Below are 18,509 nucleotides of genomic sequence, written 5' to 3'. Positions count from 1 at the left end.
ATGAAAGATATTTTATTAGGCGTTAACGTCGACCATATTGCAACGCTAAGACAAGCTCGTGGTACAAGTTATCCAGACCCTGCGCATGCGGCAGCGGTTGCTGAGCATGCAGGTGCTGATGGTATTACCATACATTTACGTGAAGACAGACGTCATATTCAAGACCGAGATGTCTATGTAATGGCAAAAACCATTCAAACTCGTATGAATCTTGAAATCGCGCTGACTGAAGAAATGATCAATATTGCGCTTGAAGTGAAGCCTGCATATGTGTGCCTAGTACCTGAAAAGCGTGAAGAATTAACCACTGAAGGTGGCCTTGATGTTATTTCACATCAAGCAGCAATCAGCGACGCAGTAAGCAAACTAGAAGCTGCGGGTATTAAAGTATCGTTATTCATTGATGCAGATAAAGCACAAATTGATGCTGCAAAAGCAACGGGAGCACCTTATATCGAGATCCACACAGGTGCTTATGCCGATGCCGAAACAGACAAACAAATGACCCAAGAGCTTGAACGTATTCGCGAAGGTGTGAAATATGCGCACGGGCTAGGGATCATAGTGAATGCGGGTCATGGTCTGCATTACCACAATGTAAAGCCGATTGCTGAAATGCCTGAAATCTATGAGCTAAACATTGGTCACGCTATCATTGCTCGCGCAGCGATTGACGGCCTTGAAAAAGCCGTGCGTGATATGAAACGTATCATGTTAGAAGCAAGACAAGCTTAATAAGCTTACACGTACTCAAAAAGGCCGCCCTTGCGGCCTTTTCTATATGTGTTTCATTTATAAGAGGTCAATATGCGTTGGCAAACAGAGTTTTTAGAGAAGCATACTCTTTTAAAAAGTTACCCAGAAAATGTGCAGTGTGTGATCGACTGGTTAGAGCCAGTATTATCACATCAAAAGAGCCCATTTTGTTTAGCCATTAATGGTGCTCAGGGCAGTGGTAAATCAACATTATCAGCTTATATAAAGAGTTACTTAGAGAGCCAAGGTATTACCACTGAAATTGTTTCTTTAGACGACTTTTATTTATCAAAATCGCAAAGAGCAGAGCGAGCTATTCAATACCATCCACTTTTCAAAGTACGAGGCGTGCCAGGTACGCACGATACTGCTTTTGCCATTGAGCAAGTAAAACGATTTAAAAATACTGAGGATTTTATCCTGCCTCATTTTAATAAGGCGACCGATGAGCCATATAGCAGTGCTAACTGGTTAAAATGCACAAATAAGCCCAAGGTGCTTATTTTTGAAGGTTGGTGCCTTGGGCTAATGCCTCAAAGTGCAGCACAGTTAAATAGCCCGGTGAATAATCTTGAAGCAACGAAAGACTCAAATGGGATGTATCGTGATCGAGTAAACCAATTCTTATCGGATGAGTATCAAACCTTGTTTGCACTTTTCGATAAATTGGTCTTTTTGAATGCGCAAAGCTTCGAGCGTGTGTACAGTTGGCGTTTGCAGCAAGAACACCAGCTGATAAATCGAGCCGGAACTGGCATGAGTGACAAAGAAGTCACTGCCTTTATTCAATATTTCGAGCGATTAACGCGTTGGGGTATTGAAAGCTTGAGTGTGCGTAGCGACTTGCATATCAAGCTTGATGAAAACCGACAATTTTGCGTGGCTACACGAACTTAGTTTAAGTTAGCTCACTTCATTCAATAGTGGTTTGTTTTGACTAAAGTCGCTCAAGTTACCAATTGTCACATCAGCAATTTGCTCCAGTGCTTCTTCTGTGAAGAACCCCTGGTGACCTGTAATAAGTACATTAGGGAAACTCACTAAGCGAGCGAATAAGTCATCTTGCAAAATTTCTTCACTGCGATTTTTGAAGAACAGTTCAGACTCTTGTTCATAGACATCTAATCCCAAGTAACCTAATTTTCTTGATTTAAGTGCTTGAATACAGGCTTTAGTATCTATTAGCGCACCGCGGCTAGTATTAATGAGCATGACTCCTTCTTGCATTTTATTAAATGCGGCTTCATCAATGATATGATGAGTGGCTTCATTTAAAGGGCAGTGCAACGAAATGATATCACTTTGGGCAAGTAACATATCAAGGCTAACTTGAGTATAAGAACCTTCACCAACATTAGGGTCAAAGACTAAAACTTCCGCACCAAAGCCATTGAGAATTCGGATCAAGGCTTGGCCAATCTTCCCCGCACCAACAATACCGACCGTTTTTTTATGTAGATTAAAACCGAGCAAGCCATTTAGGTCGAAATTATCTTCTCTCACTCGGTTATAAGCTTTATGGGTTTTACGACTGAGCGTTAGCATTAAGGCAATACAATGCTCTGCTACGGCTTCAGGGCTGTAGGCCGGTACACGAACCACGGTGATCCCGAGTTTTTTAGCGCATGCCATATCGACATTATTAAAGCCTGCGCATCTTAGTGCGATACAGCGTATGCCCTGCTCAGCTAACAATTCTAATACAGGGCTTGATAAGTCATCGTTTACAAAGACGCAGACAGCTTGAAAGCCCGAACATAGCGGCGCAGTTTGAACATTTAATGCTTCGCTAAAATGCGAGACGCTAATATTGCTGGTAGTTGATAATGCGTGTTCGAAATAGGGTTGTTCATACCTTTGCGAGCTGAACAAGGCGACTTTCATCATAAAGCTGACTCTCAATAGCGGTTTTTAGTGATTCTGGTTTGGTTCTAGGCGCATAACGTGCGACGAGTTCACCTTTTGAGTTTACTAAAAACTTAGTGAAATTCCATTTAATTGCCCGATTTTGCACTATGCCACGGGTATGCGTTTTCAAATAGTTGAAAATAGGGTGAGCATCAGGGCCAAGCACATGATGCTTTTGAGAAATATAAAAACTGGCAGTGAAGTACTTATTATAAGAGTCGAGTAAAGGCTCACCTGATAAAGGCTCGCTATGACCAAATTGATCGCAGGGTACTGCTAATATTTCAAAACCATCTTTCTTGTATTCTCTATAGAGAGATTCTAATCCGGCAACTTGGTTTGCAAAGCTGCATTTACTGGCAATGTTTACGATGAGCAAGGTTTTACCTTCAAAGGTACTCATTGGAAGTTTTTTGCCATTAAGTAAATCAATACTGTATCTATAAATGTTATCCATAATTAATACATCCAAAGCGAGTAGATTGCTTTTTATTTTTAATCCGCATGTGTCTATTTCATTTGCCATACCCAAGCGTCTTGGGTATAAAAGCTCCAATCTTCATACCCTAACAAAGAAATAGGACAATTTTATGTCAATGAAAGTGGCGTTTATCGGTTTAGGTGTCATGGGCTTTCCAATGGCTGGACATTTACAGAAAGCGGGTTATCAGGTAACCGTGTTTAATCGCACTACAGCTAAAGCTGAAGCTTGGGCTAGAGAGCATGGCGGTGATTTTGCAATTACGCCAAAATTGGCAGCTGAGCAGGCTGAAATTGTATTTATGTGCGTTGGTAATGACGATGACTTACGCTCGGTTGTGTATGGTGAAGATGGCGTGCTTGCGGGTATGAAGTCAGGTTCTATCTTAGTCGACCATACAACCACATCAGCAAAAGTGGCGAAAGAAGTGGCTCAAAAGGCGATAGAGCAATCAGTTGCATTTCTTGATGCGCCCGTATCAGGTGGTCAGGCAGGAGCAGAAAATGGCGTGTTGACTGTTATGGTCGGTGGTGAAAAGTCAGTATTTGATAAAGTGCAACCTGTTATGGCTTCTTTTAGTCGTTTTAGCCAGTTATTAGGGCCTATTGGTGCAGGTCAAACCTGTAAAATGGTTAATCAAATTTGTATTGCAGGTGTAGTACAAGGATTAGCAGAGGGACTTCATTTTGCTAAGCAAGCGGGCCTTGATGGTGAAAAAGTCATTGAGACAATTTCAAAGGGCGCTGCTGGTTCATGGCAAATGGAAAACCGTTATAAAACCATGTTAGCGGGTGAATATGAGTTTGGCTTTGCGGTGGATTGGATGCGTAAAGATTTGGGCATTGCCCTTGATGAAGCGCGAAACAACGGCGCAAGTATTCCACTGACCGCAATGGTTGATCAATATTATGCTGACGTTCAAGCTCTTGGTGGTGGTCGTTTTGATACATCGAGCCTATTAGCACGCTTAGATGCGATTCACAACAAGAAGTAATTTAGGTTGGGCGTAAAACAAAAAAGGTATGCGTTTAGCATACCTTTTTACTTTTAGAAGAATAAGATTATGCGTTTTCTTTCAGGAAGTTAATAACGACTTCGTGATGGTCTTTAGTCTTAAATTTATTAAACACATGTTTGATTTTACCATCTTGAGACACTAAGAAACTAATTCTGTGAATACCGTCGTACTCTTTACCCATAAACTTCTTTAACCCCCACACACCAAAAGCATCTGCAATGGCATGATCTTCGTCAGATAATAGGTCAAAGTTTAACACTTTCTTAGTTTCGAAGTTCTTTAAACGCTTGATTGGATCTGGGCTAATACCAACCGCAATAGTATTAAGTTCGGCAAGTTGTGCCTTTTCGTTACGCAGGTTTTCTGCCTGTACCGTACAACCCGGCGTTGACGCTTTAGGGTAGAAGTAAACTAAAACTTGGTTTGATTCTAATAAGGCTTTTAGCTCGACTGTTTCGTCATTTTGGTTTTGTAACGAGAATAAAGGTGCGTTGTCACCTGCTTTTAATGTGTTCATATATATCCTTAGCGAATACGTCTTAAAATGTAATCTACATTGAGTGTACTTGAAAGTGCTTCGAATTGTACTTTGAAATCGTCAAGATCGATCTGTGCAGGTAAATTTAATTCTAACTCACAGCGCATATGTAATTCATTGTCTTGTTCATACGTGTCAGATTTTAATGATGCGATACTGACATTATGCTCTGCGATAAAACGTGTCACTTTGCTGAGTGTGCCTGGCGCGTCTATGCCCGTGTATTCTAAATTATAAGCACCAATATAATCGTCTTCAGTATGAGAACTGGTACGCTTCATCATTGTAAGCAAACCGAGCTCCATGCCTTTAACAGGTAAGGTGTGTTCAACACGGCTGATGGCGGCCATATCGCCACTAAGAAGCATTATGAAGGTAAACTCTCGCCCTAGAATGGCGATACGACTATCAATGATATTGCAATGGCAGTCACTGACGAGTTGAGTGAGTTCACTAACAATACCAGAACGATCTTCGCCGATTGCAGTTAGTACTAATTGTTGGTTTGTAAATGCGGTCATTAAGTCGCCAAATTAATTTATTTGTTTCGTATGCATCTAAACGAAAACAGCAACGCTGCTTCTCTAAGTAAATGCGTTTTCTTAATGCTTTATTTCGACACAACAGAACATTACATGCTTTGAGCTAGCGCAAGTTCATCATGCTTGTCGAATTTTAAAATATTCGATAATTTACTTTTTGCATTGCGCTGAGCAAAAGCCATCTGAGCATTCAGACAATGTGTTTGTTAATGTATTGAACATGAACAAACCTTTTCCAATGAAAAAGCCGCGCGAGAGTGTATCACAATACGCTTAATAACGCACAGTAACTGTGCTTATCAACTTTTAATAGGCTGGCGTTTCTTGTGTTTGTGTGGATAGACAAGTAACATATTGAGAATTTTTTAAGTAAAAGATTCTAAGTGATTAAAATTTATAAGAAAGTTTAGTCACAATAATAATTTTCGCTTTTACAGTGAACCAAACTAAGCATACCCGACTCATATAACTAAATAACAGGGTCTGCTAAGGAGAATAATCAGTGCAGTATTGGATCCCAAAAACGGTCGCGTTAGGCGTGATCCTTGGTTTATCTGGATGTAGTGTTTTCACAAATGACACCCACCACAAAAGAAATTACCGTATTAATAAAGCAGTTCAAGTTCCGGGTGATCTAAAACAGCCTTACAAAGATCCAACGTATGTTATGCAAGAAGCACAGTACAATAATGATACTGAGGCACTTGCAGTGCGCCCGCCTCAACAAGTACTCACACTTGCTGCTGGCTCTTGGGTTGAACAAAATGACAAACTCGCTAGAGTATTTTTTGATAAAAACGATGGCATTGAAGATTTAACTTCATTTATCTGGCAAGCCGTTGATTCTGTCATTGCTGAAAACCAAACTGGTTTTGAAAGCATGAACAAAAATCAAGGTGAAGCACTTAGCGATTGGTATTCAGTGATCACGCCTTCTTCAAAATGGTTTTGGCAAGAAGAGACTACGCCGTCTAAACAAAAATATAAATTCACGGTTTCTCAAAGTGAACATCAAAGAACCGCGTCGTTAAGTGCTGAACTTGTCGACTACCAAAGTGATAAAGTTGAATTAACTGATTTACTTAAACAGCAATTAGAAGTGCGTGCGCTTAATCAAGTTGTTGCTGAGTTCGATTATCAATACCGTGTATTACTTGTTGAACTTCGTAAACAGCAAGGGCAACTGGCATTAGATATGGGTTTTGACCCGAAAGGCAATGCTGCTATGGTTGCAGCACAACCACTTATTGTTGTCATTGCAAATCTAGCCAATGTTTTAGAGCGTCTTAATTTTACTATTATCAGTGTTGATGGTGAAAAAGACGAATTACATGTTAGATATGAAAAGCCTGAAGATAGCGTATGGGACTCTATTTGGGGTGATGAAGTGACTATTCTACCAATTGAAGAAGGTGATTATCGTATCAAAATATCTTCGTTATCAGATAAAGAGTCATCAGTGACATGGCGCAACAATGATGGTGAAGCTTTAACCGCTGAGTTGTTAAGTGAATTACAACAGAAGCTAAATAAAGCAATTGGTAGCAAAGGCTTATCAATCTAAACAAGTAATATTTAAAGAACAGAAAAGAGCTGCGGCTCTTTTCTGCGTTTTATAGGTAAATAACAATGACAACTCAACCTTATCAGCAAGATAAAGTGCACTGGCGTACTTTGTTTGCGTTTATTGTACCGTCTTTAATCGGTGTATTTTTGTTTATGACACCGGTCTCAGTTGGAGAAGCAATGACTATTCCCATTGCTGTACTAGCTAAAAAACTGCAAGCATTTGTTGCTCCTTTTATTCACGCTATGATTGTAGGGGTTGTCTGTGTTACGGCTGTTTTAAGTTTAGTCGCCAAACTGTTGAAGCCAAAAGCCTTGATGCAGTTCGCGCTGTTTAAACATTTGTTTGATGTGAGTTGGGTTTGGTTAGTGACCCGTTTATTGGGTGCAGCATTTATATTAATGACTTTTTTAAAAGTAGGTCCTGCTTTTATCCATGCTGAGCATACCGGTGCCTTGGTACTGAACGACCTGTTACCTGTGCTCTTTTCTGTGTTTGTACTTGCGGGATTATTGTTACCTTTATTACTTAATTTCGGTTTATTAGAACTGGTGGGTACTTTGCTTACAAAAGTAATGCGTCCACTGTTCGGAGTGCCTGGTAGAAGTGCGGTTAACTGTGTGGCTTCTTGGTTAGGTGACGGTAGTGTGGGTATTTTAATGACAGCCCGTCAATATGAAGAAAAATACTATACACAAAAAGAAGCTGCCATTATTGGAACGACCTTCTCTGCTGTTTCGATTACTTTTTGCTTAGTAGTAATTGGCCAAGTAAAGCTTGAACATTTATTTGCCCCTTTCTATTTAACCGTATGTTTAGCAGGTTTTGTTGCTGCGATTGTCGTACCTCGATTACCGCCTTTAAGCTTTAAAAAGTCAACCTATATTGATGGCACTGAACCTGCGCACGATGCAGAAGCAGTACCCGAAGGTAAAACCTTGTTTCAACATGCGTTATCTGTAGCACTAGAGAAAGCTGAAAAAGCACCGGGTGTTAAAGGGACATTGAAAGAAGGGATGACCAACGCACTAGATATGGTGTTTGCTGTGCTTCCAGTGGTGATGGCTGTAGGTACGTTTGCACTGATCATTGCTGAATATACGCCTGTTTTTCAATATTTAGGGATGCCATTCGTTCCATACCTTGAATTGTTACAAGTGCCAGAAGCGGCCCAAGCAGCACAAACTATCGTTGTTGGCTTTGCTGATATGTTTATTCCTTCAATTCTTGCTGCAAGCAGCATTGAAAGTGATGTAACGCGCTTTATTGTTGCAGCGATGAGTGTGACACAGCTTATCTATATGTCTGAGGTTGGCGCTTTACTTCTGGGTAGTAAAATCCCGGTTAACATCCTAGAATTATTCACAATTTTTATTCTAAGAACGTTAGTAACATTACCTGTGATTGCTTTAATGGCGCATTGGTTAGTGTAAGGTATTCAGGAAGAGTAAAGGATGTAAGCTTTACTCTTCTTTTTCATTATCTGGTTTTATCTGCTTATCAATTTTCTTCTTTATATCATATTTAGCTGAGTACTTAAGCAGCGCGATATTACTCCAAATAATACCTAGAACACCAATAATGATAAGGATGACTTGCCAAGTCTCGAATTTAGTTGATGCCATGATAGGGCCCTTAAATCGGTTTAAAATTATATTGTCATTATAATTTCGAAAGTTTCATTAAGATACCTTGAATTCAGCTGAAAAAATAAGATTTTATATATATGAGCTGCTATGATCTGCGCATTTAAGATTAATACAGATAGCTTCAAACTTTGTGAGTAATTGATGGAAAAAGTTTTAATTTGGCCTGCACAATATCCATTACTTCTTAAAGGGCTTGCGGAGCAAAATGGCGCATTCATTCTCGATGCACTAGAAGCTTGGCCTGAATGTCAGACCTTAACCGATGAGCAAGGCGTTGAAAGTACCATTTTACCGCCAGTTTTCTATTTGATTTGGCTTAAGCCGCTAGATCCATTTGAAGCGTGTCATTTTCAACATATCGATGAATATGAAGAAGAACACCGCACGTATACGGAAATGCTGGTTTCTCATTTCAATCAGGCAGGGCTCGATCATCAAGCAATCGTTTTAATGCTTATTCAGCGTCTAGCGCAATACAGTCAAATTAACGCCCAGCTTAACTGTGTTTCATACCCTGATTTTTTTGAGTTGTTGTCTGATAAAGCTATGGCTGATGTCATACTTTGGACGATACAAAATGGTATAAACTTGCCACCAAAACAACTACTCACCTGTTGGCGACAAGATGTTTTAAAAGAGCCTCTGATAGCACTTCTTCCTGATTGTTTGCAAAGCTTGGATGAAACGACACAATATTTACTTACTCAAGCTAATTCAGATGAACCTGTTTTTGATTTACTGAGCCACTTAATTGATGAAGATGAAGTTAAAAACCTTTTAGAACAAGCTCTGCTCAATTTGATCACCTCAGAGCATGTAAAACAAGCAGAACTGATTGAATATATAAAGCAAGGTGCAAGAGCGACATTAGTTGACGAGCATGGCAAAAACGCATTTATGTATGCTATCGAGCAGGGCTTTGTGAGTATTGTCGAACAACTTATTGATTCACAAAATCTTAGCCAAAAAGACGAGCAGGGGAATGGGTTAATGCACTTCGCGGTTCTGTCTAATTCTTCAGCCATGATTTCTTTACTCTTCAAGCATGGTTGTAAGGCAAAAGTTGTTAATGAGTTAGGGCAAACACCTTACCGTTTAGCATTGAAGCATGGTGCATTTATCGCGAAGAAGACGCTTGAACAGCATGGTATTAAAGAGCTGTCAGAAGGGGAGCAATATAATAAAATCAGACTAGTGCACATTTTTTTGGCAATAGTATGTTTTGCATTTCCACTTCAGCTATCGTTATTCTTTAGTGATACTTTTGATTATAAAAGTGAAAGTGTGTGGCTTTTTTCTATCTTAAGTATTGCGCTTATTTCTCTATCTCGGAAAATCAAAAAAGGGGCCTTGTATCCGGTTAAACGTCACCCATGGTCTTTAAAGCTTCTTTACGGAAAAGCCTATTTGAGTACGAGTTTACAAATCATGTTATCACTGCTTGTGCTATTTACCGTCTTAACAAGTTAATTTATCTTCTGTTTTACAATGCAGACTACAAATAAGAAGAGCACCAGTTGGTGCTCTTTTTCTATATTTAAACTGAATATAAAGGATTGGTATCAATCACGATCTTCAGTATGCTCGTGTGCTGCTTTTTCATCAGCGAGATCTTGTTTAAGCTTACGAATTCTTAACCCCAGTTCTTGGCCTCTATGTTTCGCGTAATAAGTACAGCCAACAAACATCAAACTTGCAAAGAGTAGTTCTAACAGCACCCAAAGTAGTTCATCAGTTGCAATCCACAATAAGGTGAATCCATGCAAGAAGTAAATCAATACGATAAAGTTTGCCCATGCGTATGTGTAAGGGTTATCTTTTATGAATCCTCTTAAGGGTAACAGTAGCGGAAGAATATATACCGTAAACATAAACCCAAGACTGTGAGCTTCTCTAGGAGAAAGTACAAATAACCACAGTGGCATTAAAATCAGCAAGCCTACGTAGCCTGTTAAAGCCATATTTTGAAAGCGCTTAGTTAGCGGCTTTTTTTCTACAGATGTCATTTTAATTTTTCAGCAATTGTAATGAGACGTTTTCCAACAGAGCGACAGATTCTCGTTTCTGTCTCACTGAGCATTGATGTATTTGCAGTGCCTGCAACATGACTGGCACCGTAAGGTGTGCCACCAGTGGTAGTTTGAGATAATTCAGGCACATCATAGGGTACACCTAATAACATCATGCCATGATGTAGCAATGGTAGCGACAAGTTAAGTAATGTTACTTCATTACCACCATGCATACTACTTGAAGAAGTAAATACGCAAGCCGGCTTGTCAATTAGCTGACCTTTTAACCATATATCACTGGTTGTTTCCCAGAATAGTTTAGCTTGTGCTGCCATCATGCCAAACCGAGTTGGTGTGCCAAATGCAAGTGCATCACAACGCAACAGGTCGTCTTTTGAGACGACGATGTCATGAGCTTCTCGTTGTTCGAAAGTGCGAAGCAACACGGTTGCGCCTTGTGCCTCTGCAGCTTCTGCAATTTCATTGGCCATGGCTCTTACAGAGCCGTGGCTAGAATGAAACAAAACCAATAATGTGGACATTAAAGAATAGCCAGCACAGACTCAGGTGGACGACCAATTGCTGCTTTATCGCCTTTCACTACGATAGGGCGCTCAATCAGTTTAGGGTGCTCTAACATTGCTTGTTTAAGGGCGGCCTCATCTGTGTCTTTATTCAGACCCAATTCTTTGTAAAGTGTTTCTTTACTGCGGACAAGTTGATGCGCTGATTCAAAACCTAACTGAGCAAGTAAAGTATTTAAAGTGGTTAAATCAACGGGCGTTTTTAAATATTCAACGATTTCTGGTGTCACACCATTCGTTTCTAGTAAAGCGAGCGTTTCTCGTGATTTTGAACAACGCGGGTTATGATAAATGGTTACAGACATATTCATTTCCTAAATTAAATTTTGCGTATTTTAAGTGAACGAGGCAAAGACTTAAAGTTTGGCAAGCTCTTTCTGCATCTGTCTATATTGTTTTAAAAGCGCTTTGAGTCTGGTTTTCTTGACGGTTTCTAAAGTATCAACATGATTTAGTGCACGTTGTACCTCATCAGCGGCTTTGAGGAAAGCACCGTAAGAAGCGAGCACACTTGCTTTGGCTTCGTAATAGGCAGCCTGATCGCCATTATTCTTATAGAGCTCAGCGAGCAACTCTTTTGCAAGTATGTGTTCTGGCTCATCGAGTAAAAACAATTTTAGGGTTTGCTCAGCAATATCATACTGCTTTGCTTTAATTGCTGAGTTGGCGTAATTTAAAGCCAATACCTGATTATTTGGTCGTAAATTATTATGTTTGGTTAATACTTCTACCGCCTGTTCCGATTGCCCAAGGCTAATTAAAATATCGGTATAAACATCTAAATAAAATAAGTTGTTAGGCTCGTCATCAAGTAGGGGCAGCAATATTTTTTCAGCTTCTTTAGCTTGTTTTTGGTCTAGTAAGCTGATGGCAAGACCGTATTCTAGATGCTTTTTATCTAGTGAAGTTGATTTCCGAATTTCATTCTCAAAAAAAGCTTGAGCATCTTTGCTGTCTAATTGATATCTTGCAATGACACGGCTTTTAGCTAAGTTAAAGTCTTGACTTGGCTGTATTTGCCTTGGTTGATATTGTTGCGCTCTTAATCTCACATCTGAAACCCGAGAATCAGGCAGTGGGTGAGTCAGTAAAAATGCAGGCGGTTTGGTTTGAAAACGTACTTGGTTTGACAATTTTGTTAAAAAGGCACCAGCTTGAGAGGGATCGAATCCTGCGTTATATAAGGTTTGCATTCCAAAGCGATCTGCTTCTTGCTCAGCTTTTCGACTGTGAGACAATTGACTTAAACCCGCCTGAGTAGTACTTGCCGACAGGATTGCCATGCCAGCATCAGGCGCAATTATCGTTGCAAGTATGCCAGTGACAATACCTGCGACAGTCATTGCTGAATTATCTTTTTGATGTTGTAAACGTCTCGCTAGGTGTCTTTGAGTAACATGAGCAATTTCGTGACCTAGCACCGAGGCAAGTTGACTTTCGTTATCTGATTGCGCAATTAAGCCGGTATGAATACCAACATGACCACCATAAAAAGCAAATGCATTAATAGCTTGATTGTTGATCATAAAGAATGTGAAAGGAAAACGCACATTGTTGGCATTTGCAACCAGCTTATTGCCAAGAGAAGATATGTATTCATCCAAAACAGGGTCTTGGACGAGTGGTGACCCGCCTCTTATCTGCATCATCATGACTTTACCCAAGGCTTTTTCTTTATCTATGGGGAGCACTTCTAAAGCTGATGACCCTAAGTCGGGCAATTTAAAGTCTGTTTGGGCGTTTGAACTACTTGAAAACAGTAGCATAGTGCTGAGCAAACCACTCAGCAATAAGCTTTTGAGCATGTTATTCCTTATTGCCGCTAAGTCCGAGCATGATCTGAGCTAAGTCAATTTCATCACTACACATGCGGCTGTCTTTTTCGCACAGTTGATAGAATTCTTTTATTGAGACCCCTTTAACTGTAACAACGTTCATTTCTTTTTTTAGATACGTAATAATTTTATGTACTACTTTGTGAGAATGAAGGATAAGGGCTTTGTCTGCAACATCGCCACGCTCGAAATAGAATGCAATAAATTTATGAAGTTGATTGAAGCGCAGTAACGTCTTCATCGAGTGAGGGTCCCAAGTATTAAATTCTAGAAACTTATTGTCTTTAATTAACATATCAGTTTCTAAGGGTTTATCTTTTGCGTATGGAAGTGCCCATAACTCAAACCCACGGTCAGTAAACACTTGGTCTATGGCTATTCTAGGTTTATTTTCACAAAAGATGTTGCCATTATCATCTTCTTCACCATCGAGTATCGTTAAATTCCAGTTACGTTTATCAACTAGGCGAGTCACTGCATTATCAAACCCATGTTGGAAAAGCCCGTCACTCTCACTTACAGATGAAGCAACTAAATGATAGAAAGGTGGTAGCTCACCCCAATTAAGCTGCTTTTTGTACCAGTTGATGTCTTTTAATGTCGGGTTATCAGGTAGCTTTGCTTTGTTGTTAACTCTTGCCATAAATACGCGTATAGAAAAATAAAACTACTTATAGAATAAACGATTGTTACAGAGCTATCTACTTTGTAGATGGTTATGTTTAATTTTTTAGTGTTACACTATCGCGGGTGAAACTTGGTAAAGCAGTTATGTGTTTAAGAATTGATTTAAGTACTTATCAGTGCCCACAATTATTTGTTCAATTTAAACTTCAGTTAAAGCAAGCACAAGTAAAGAAACAATCTGTGTGTTTTATTTATGAACAAGCGCAACTGATAAATGACATTTTAGTTTTTTTAGAAACAAAAAAGTTTAGCTTCACTCAGTATCATGATGCTAAACCCTATCCATATATAGAGGTGAATTTTTAATATGTTTGAACTTGTTTCAAAGTGGTATAAGAATAAATTTTCTGATCCAAATTCCGTCACGCTTCTGTTTATTGTGTTAGGGCTGGCTGTTTCGCTCTATTTATTTGGCCCATTTATTCTTCCTGTATTGGTGGCTTTGGTTATTGCATATTTATTAGAGTGGCCAGTTGCTAAAATTGAAAATGTTATAAAAAGCCGTGTGTTAGCAACAAGTTTTATTATTTTACTTTTTTCTAGCGTGTTGCTGACCATGGCATTGGGGCTTATACCAGTATTATGGCAACAGCTAAGTAATTTATTACAAGAAGCGCCAGTGATGTTAGAAGAGGGCAAAGACTTACTTTTACATCTTCCAGATCAATATCCCACGCTTATCTCAAGTGAACAAGTAAAAGCATTAGTTGCCAGTACAGAGAATAAAATTCTTGAAGCAGGCCAAGTAATCTTATCGTTCTCATTAACCTCCATTAAAGATATTGTCGCTTGGATGATATATTTAATCTTAGTGCCGTTATTAGTTTTCTTTATGTTAAAAGACAAAGATGTACTTACTAAAAGTATGTCTGTATTGGTGCCTAAAGACAGACGTCTTATTCAGCAAGTTTGGAATGAAATGGATCATCAGATCATGAACTACATTCGTGGTAAGGTGCTAGAAATTCTCATTATTGGTACTGCCACATTTGTCGCGTTCTGGATTCTAGATTTACGCTATGCGGCGCTACTAGGAGCATTAGTTGGTTTCTCAGTGCTTATTCCATTTGTAGGAGCAGCGTTAGTGACTATTCCGGTAGCGGCGGTGGCTATGTTCCAATTCGGATTAGATACGCAATTTTGGACCATCTTGATTGTGTATGGGATCATTCAAGCCTTAGACGGTAATGTTTTAGTTCCACTTTTATTCTCTGAAGCGGTAGACCTTAACCCAGTATTTATTATTGTTGCAGTGCTATTCTTTGGCGGTTTGTGGGGCTTTTGGGGGGTATTTTTTGCAATCCCAATGGCATCGCTTGTGAAAGCATTGTTCAATGCTTGGTCAGATAGTTGGAAGCCCCAAGTTCAAAACTAAACATGCTTTTTTTGCGCTGTAGTCTTTGCAGCGCAAAAAATTTCAAATTTCCTCTTGAAGTTATTTTTCCTCGCCCCATATATCTCATAACACTGTGCAAATACTGGTTTAATCGGAGATAAAGATGACCACAGCTCAAAAAGAAACATTAGGCTTTCAAACAGAAGTCAAACAATTACTAAACCTAATGATCCACTCTTTATATTCAAACAAAGAGATCTTTTTACGTGAATTGGTTTCAAACGCATCGGATGCTGCTGACAAGCTTCGCTTTTTAGCGCTGCAAAACGGTGACCTTTACGAGGGTGATGCAAACTTACGCGTTCGTATTAGTGCCGATAAAGACGCAAAAACCGTGACTATCTCAGATAACGGTATTGGCATGACCCGCGAAGAAGTGATCAACTCATTGGGTACGATTGCAAAGTCGGGTACTGCCGAATTTTTCCAAAACTTATCTGGTGACCAAGCAAAAGACTCACAATTAATAGGTCAGTTTGGTGTTGGTTTCTATTCAGCATTTATTGTTGCTGATGCAGTAACGGTTGTAACACGTAAAGCAGGTGAAGAAAAAGCTGTAGAGTGGCACTCAAAAGGCGAAGGTGAATTCACACTGGCTGAAGTTGAGAAAGCATCGCGCGGTACAGAGATTATCCTTCATTTACGTGAAGACGAAACAGAGTTTTTAGAAGAGTACCGTTTACGTAGCATTGTAACTAAGTATTCAGATCATATTTCAATTCCTGTTGAAATGTATAAGCAACCAGTTGAAGAGTCTGAAGGTCCTGACGGTGAGAAAATCCCGGCGCAACCAGGCGAGTGGGAAGCAATCAACCGTGCGACAGCGCTTTGGACGCGTGACAAATCAGAAGTGTCTGACGAAGAATACAAAGAGTTCTATAAGCACGTAGGTCATGACTGGGAAGAGCCTCTAACGTGGGCTCACAACAAAGTAGAAGGCAAGACTGAGTATACGAGCTTGCTTTATATTCCTAAAAAAGCACCATTCGATTTATGGAACCGTGACCATCAAAGTGGTTTGAAACTTTACGTGCAACGCGTATTCATTATGGATGATGCTGAGCAGTTTATGCCAAGCTATCTTCGTTTTGTGAAAGGTCTACTAGATTCAAACGATTTACCACTAAACGTATCGCGTGAAATTCTTCAAGATAACAAGATCACTCAAGCGATCCGCAAAGGTTGTACATCTCGAGTACTTAAGATGCTTGACCGCATGGGCAAGAATAAACCAGAAGAGTACCAAACATTCTGGAATGAATTCGGTAAGGTATTAAAAGAAGGTCCTGCTGAAGATATTTCAAATAAAGAAGCCATTGCGAAACTACTTCGTTTCAGCTCAACACATACTGACGAAAGCACTGAAAATGTGTCTTTAGAGCAATATATTGAGCGTATGAAAGAAGGCCAAGATAAGATTTACTATGTTGTTGCAGATAGCTTCGAAGCAGCAAAGAGCTCTCCTCATTTAGAAATCTTCCGCAAAAAAGGCATCGAAGTACTATTGATGGCTGATCGCGTTGACGAGTGGATGATGAGTCACTTAACGGAATTCAACGAAAAGCAGTTTGCATCAATTACTCGCGGTGACTTAGACCTAGGTGATTTAGACGACGAAGAAACAAAGAAAGCGCAAGAAGAAAGTGAAAAAGAAATTGAAGGCTTAGTTGAGCGCATTAAAACAGTATTAGGCGACAAAGTAAAAGAAGTGCGCTTCACACACCGTTTGACTGATTCTCCGGCCTGTGTGGTTGTCGATGACAACGACATGAGTTCGCAAATGCAAAAGCTGATGGAATCAGTGGGTCAAGCAGTACCAGAAGCAAAGCCAATCTTTGAACTAAACCCTGAACATCAACTTGTGAAACACTTAAACGTTGAGCAAGATGAAGATAAATTTGCACAATGGTCTGATGTATTACTAGACCAAGCCTTGTTAGCAGAGCGCGGTAGCTTAAAAGATCCTGCTGCATTCGTAGCGAAACTTAACAAGCTAATGCTTGATTTAAGCAAGTAGCCGTTTAATTGAATATTAAAGGGGCCAAAGTATCACTTTGGCCCCTTTTTTTGTGCAGTTAATCAGCAATTGGTATAAGTTGCTTGAGATAACATGCAGCTTGTGAAAAAATCCCAACAACTTCAAATAAACTCCCGAATAAGAGGAACACACTATGCGCATCATCCTTCTAGGCGCGCCGGGTGCAGGTAAAGGCACTCAAGCTCAATTTTTAATGGACAAATACGGCATTCCACAGATCTCAACAGGTGATATGCTTCGTGCTGCAATCAAAGAGGGCACGCCTCTGGGTCTTGAAGCTAAGAAAGTAATGGACGCAGGTCAGCTAGTTTCTGATGAAATCATCATTGGTCTAGTGAAAGAGCGTATTGCTAAAGCTGATTGCGAAAATGGTTTCTTACTAGATGGGTTCCCACGCACTATCCCTCAAGCGGATGCAATGAAAGACAATGGCATTGCTATTGACCACGTTATTGAATTTGACGTTGCAGATGAGATCATTGTTGAGCGTATGGGCGGTCGTCGAGTTCACCCTGGTTCAGGTCGTGTTTACCATGTAGTTTACAATCCACCTAAAGTGGAAGGTAAAGATGATGTAACGGGTGAAGACCTTATCATTCGTGATGATGACGTTGAAGAAACAGTGCGTAAGCGTTTAGGCATCTACCACGACCAAACAAAACCACTAGTTGATTACTACCAAGCAGAAGCGGAGCAGGGCAATACTCAGTACCACCGTTTAGATGGTACTCAGGCTGTAGAAGCGGTAAGCGCTCAGCTAGGTGAATTACTAGGTTAATTTCCTAGATTATTAGCCAGTAATTAAAAAAGCCGCATTCGCGGCTTTTTAAGTTTTATTCTGTGTCAGTTTTGAGCTCTGTCGTTTTCCCAGATAGCTGATTGAGGTGTGTGATAACCTCTTCGTAATTTGGCTCTGTGGCAAGGTTTGACACTAGTTGTTTATATGTCACTTTGTGCTCTTTGTCTAAAACCAGAATAGCCCTGCTCAAAAGGCCCATGTCCTTAATATAAAGCCCATATTGCTTACCGAAATCTCGCCAAACTGAGTCGGATAGCGTTTGGATTTTATCTATGCCTTCAACTGCACAGAAGCGTTTTTGTGCGAATGGTAGGTCAGCACTGATGGTGAGCATTTCTATGTTGTTGTATTTGTCTGCGACTTCTTGATTAAAGAATTTAGTTTGTAAACTACATACACCGGTATCAAGGCTAGGCACTATGCTTATTAATACCGCTTTGCCTGAAAAATCATTTAATGTAACCGCTTTGAACTGAGCATCAACTACTTTGAAATTTGGCGCTTGCTGTCCAATTGTTACGCCTTTACCCAACAAAGTAACCTCTTTACCTTGTGCAAATACTTTACCTTTATCGATTTGATTCTCTTCAATTTCTAGAGCAAGAGTGGCTGATGAAGCTAAACTCAATGCCAGTATGATTTTTTTCAGCATAAAGTATTCCTTATTGGGTTAACTTAATTGTTTCAACTGTATTATAC

The 18,509-nt window shown here is 39.8% G+C and carries 20 protein-coding genes; 9 read left to right on the top strand and 11 right to left on the bottom strand.

Going from position 1 to position 18,509, the window contains the following annotated elements; all coding sequences use genetic code 11:
- Both pdxJ and ACXAC4_RS10065 read left to right on the top strand, forming a co-directional pair.
- Positions 1-735: a pyridoxine 5'-phosphate synthase gene (gene pdxJ / locus ACXAC4_RS10070; RefSeq protein ID WP_475161074.1), complete on the top strand. Its 735-nt coding sequence runs from the start codon at positions 1-3 to the stop codon at positions 733-735.
- A 72-nt stretch (positions 736-807) separates the two neighbouring features.
- Positions 808-1,653, top strand: a complete 846-nt coding sequence (locus tag ACXAC4_RS10065; RefSeq protein ID WP_475161071.1) for a P-loop NTPase fold protein — start codon at positions 808-810, stop codon at positions 1,651-1,653.
- Between the two features lie 6 nt (positions 1,654-1,659).
- On the opposite strand, the gene ACXAC4_RS10060 is transcribed toward ACXAC4_RS10065, so the two are convergent.
- Together ACXAC4_RS10060 and ACXAC4_RS10055 are read right to left on the bottom strand one after the other, a co-directional pair.
- Positions 1,660-2,640 (bottom strand): 2-hydroxyacid dehydrogenase, encoded by a 981-nt coding sequence (locus ACXAC4_RS10060; protein ID WP_475164092.1) that lies wholly within the window; start codon positions 2,638-2,640, stop codon positions 1,660-1,662.
- Positions 2,606-3,190, bottom strand: a complete 585-nt coding sequence (locus tag ACXAC4_RS10055) for a glutathione peroxidase (protein WP_432760890.1) — start codon at positions 3,188-3,190, stop codon at positions 2,606-2,608. Before ACXAC4_RS10055 ends, ACXAC4_RS10060 begins: the two co-directional genes overlap by 35 nt.
- Before the next feature lie 64 nt (positions 3,191-3,254).
- Here ACXAC4_RS10055 and ACXAC4_RS10050 point away from each other — a divergent pair, with 64 nt between their 5' ends.
- Entirely contained in the window at positions 3,255-4,139 is an 885-nt protein-coding gene (locus tag ACXAC4_RS10050) for an NAD(P)-dependent oxidoreductase (protein ID WP_475161069.1), read from the top strand.
- 67 nt (positions 4,140-4,206) lie between these two features.
- Here ACXAC4_RS10050 and bcp read toward each other — a convergent pair whose 3' ends face one another.
- Both bcp and ACXAC4_RS10040 read right to left on the bottom strand, forming a co-directional pair.
- Complete coding sequence (gene bcp, locus ACXAC4_RS10045; RefSeq protein WP_475161066.1) at positions 4,207-4,680, bottom strand: thioredoxin-dependent thiol peroxidase; 474 nt, start codon at positions 4,678-4,680, stop codon at positions 4,207-4,209.
- Between the two features lie 8 nt (positions 4,681-4,688).
- Positions 4,689-5,222 (bottom strand): glycine cleavage system transcriptional repressor, encoded by a 534-nt coding sequence (locus ACXAC4_RS10040; RefSeq protein ID WP_138482089.1) that lies wholly within the window; start codon positions 5,220-5,222, stop codon positions 4,689-4,691.
- Positions 5,223-5,745: 523 nt separating this feature from the next.
- Between ACXAC4_RS10040 and bamC the strand changes: the two genes are divergently transcribed.
- Together bamC and ACXAC4_RS10030 are read left to right on the top strand one after the other, a co-directional pair.
- On the top strand, positions 5,746-6,807 hold the full coding sequence (bamC, locus tag ACXAC4_RS10035; protein ID WP_475161064.1) for an outer membrane protein assembly factor BamC: 1,062 nt from the start codon (positions 5,746-5,748) through the stop codon (positions 6,805-6,807).
- A gap of 65 nt (positions 6,808-6,872) precedes the next feature.
- Positions 6,873-8,243 (top strand): YjiH family protein, encoded by a 1,371-nt coding sequence (locus tag ACXAC4_RS10030; RefSeq protein ID WP_475161062.1) that lies wholly within the window; start codon positions 6,873-6,875, stop codon positions 8,241-8,243.
- A 30-nt stretch (positions 8,244-8,273) separates the two neighbouring features.
- Here the strand turns inward: ACXAC4_RS10030 and ACXAC4_RS10025 are convergent, their stop codons facing one another.
- Entirely contained in the window at positions 8,274-8,435 is a 162-nt protein-coding gene (locus ACXAC4_RS10025) for a DUF2897 family protein (RefSeq protein ID WP_349286151.1), read from the bottom strand.
- 165 nt (positions 8,436-8,600) lie between these two features.
- Here ACXAC4_RS10025 and ACXAC4_RS10020 point away from each other — a divergent pair, with 165 nt between their 5' ends.
- Positions 8,601-9,929 (top strand): ankyrin repeat domain-containing protein, encoded by a 1,329-nt coding sequence (locus tag ACXAC4_RS10020; protein WP_475161058.1) that lies wholly within the window; start codon positions 8,601-8,603, stop codon positions 9,927-9,929.
- A 92-nt stretch (positions 9,930-10,021) separates the two neighbouring features.
- On the opposite strand, the gene ACXAC4_RS10015 is transcribed toward ACXAC4_RS10020, so the two are convergent.
- The 5 genes from ACXAC4_RS10015 to ACXAC4_RS09995 are packed head-to-tail and all read right to left on the bottom strand — an operon-like array spanning position 10,022 to position 13,533.
- Positions 10,022-10,465: a DUF2069 domain-containing protein gene (locus tag ACXAC4_RS10015; RefSeq protein WP_349286149.1), complete on the bottom strand. Its 444-nt coding sequence runs from the start codon at positions 10,463-10,465 to the stop codon at positions 10,022-10,024.
- Complete coding sequence (wrbA, locus tag ACXAC4_RS10010; protein WP_475161056.1) at positions 10,462-11,013, bottom strand: NAD(P)H:quinone oxidoreductase; 552 nt, start codon at positions 11,011-11,013, stop codon at positions 10,462-10,464. The genes ACXAC4_RS10015 and wrbA overlap by 4 nt, the downstream gene beginning before the upstream one ends.
- Positions 11,013-11,360, bottom strand: a complete 348-nt coding sequence (gene arsC, locus ACXAC4_RS10005) for an arsenate reductase (glutaredoxin) (RefSeq protein ID WP_349286147.1) — start codon at positions 11,358-11,360, stop codon at positions 11,013-11,015. Before arsC ends, wrbA begins: the two co-directional genes overlap by 1 nt.
- 51 nt (positions 11,361-11,411) lie before the next feature.
- Positions 11,412-12,860, bottom strand: coding sequence for a beta-barrel assembly-enhancing protease (gene bepA / locus ACXAC4_RS10000; RefSeq protein WP_475161054.1), 1,449 nt, complete (start codon positions 12,858-12,860; stop codon positions 11,412-11,414).
- Position 12,861: 1 nt separating this feature from the next.
- Positions 12,862-13,533, bottom strand: coding sequence for a hypothetical protein (locus tag ACXAC4_RS09995; RefSeq protein ID WP_349286146.1), 672 nt, complete (start codon positions 13,531-13,533; stop codon positions 12,862-12,864).
- 351 nt (positions 13,534-13,884) lie between these two features.
- Here ACXAC4_RS09995 and ACXAC4_RS09990 point away from each other — a divergent pair, with 351 nt between their 5' ends.
- The 3 genes from ACXAC4_RS09990 (at position 13,885) to adk (ending at position 17,789) form a co-directional block, all read left to right on the top strand.
- Positions 13,885-14,952: an AI-2E family transporter gene (locus ACXAC4_RS09990; protein WP_475161051.1), complete on the top strand. Its 1,068-nt coding sequence runs from the start codon at positions 13,885-13,887 to the stop codon at positions 14,950-14,952.
- Positions 14,953-15,076: 124 nt separating this feature from the next.
- Entirely contained in the window at positions 15,077-16,990 is a 1,914-nt protein-coding gene (htpG, locus tag ACXAC4_RS09985; protein ID WP_475161049.1) for a molecular chaperone HtpG, read from the top strand.
- Positions 16,991-17,144: 154 nt separating this feature from the next.
- Positions 17,145-17,789, top strand: coding sequence for an adenylate kinase (gene adk / locus ACXAC4_RS09980; RefSeq protein WP_138482065.1), 645 nt, complete (start codon positions 17,145-17,147; stop codon positions 17,787-17,789).
- 55 nt (positions 17,790-17,844) lie between these two features.
- On the opposite strand, the gene tpx is transcribed toward adk, so the two are convergent.
- Positions 17,845-18,462 (bottom strand): thiol peroxidase, encoded by a 618-nt coding sequence (gene tpx / locus ACXAC4_RS09975; protein WP_475161047.1) that lies wholly within the window; start codon positions 18,460-18,462, stop codon positions 17,845-17,847.
- Positions 18,463-18,509: the final 47 nt, after the last annotated feature.

Source organism: Pseudoalteromonas sp. AWM4_233 (genome assembly GCF_056158285.1).
The sequence above is the reverse complement of the archived record's forward strand: the minus strand, read 5'-3'. Positions and strand labels throughout refer to the sequence as shown.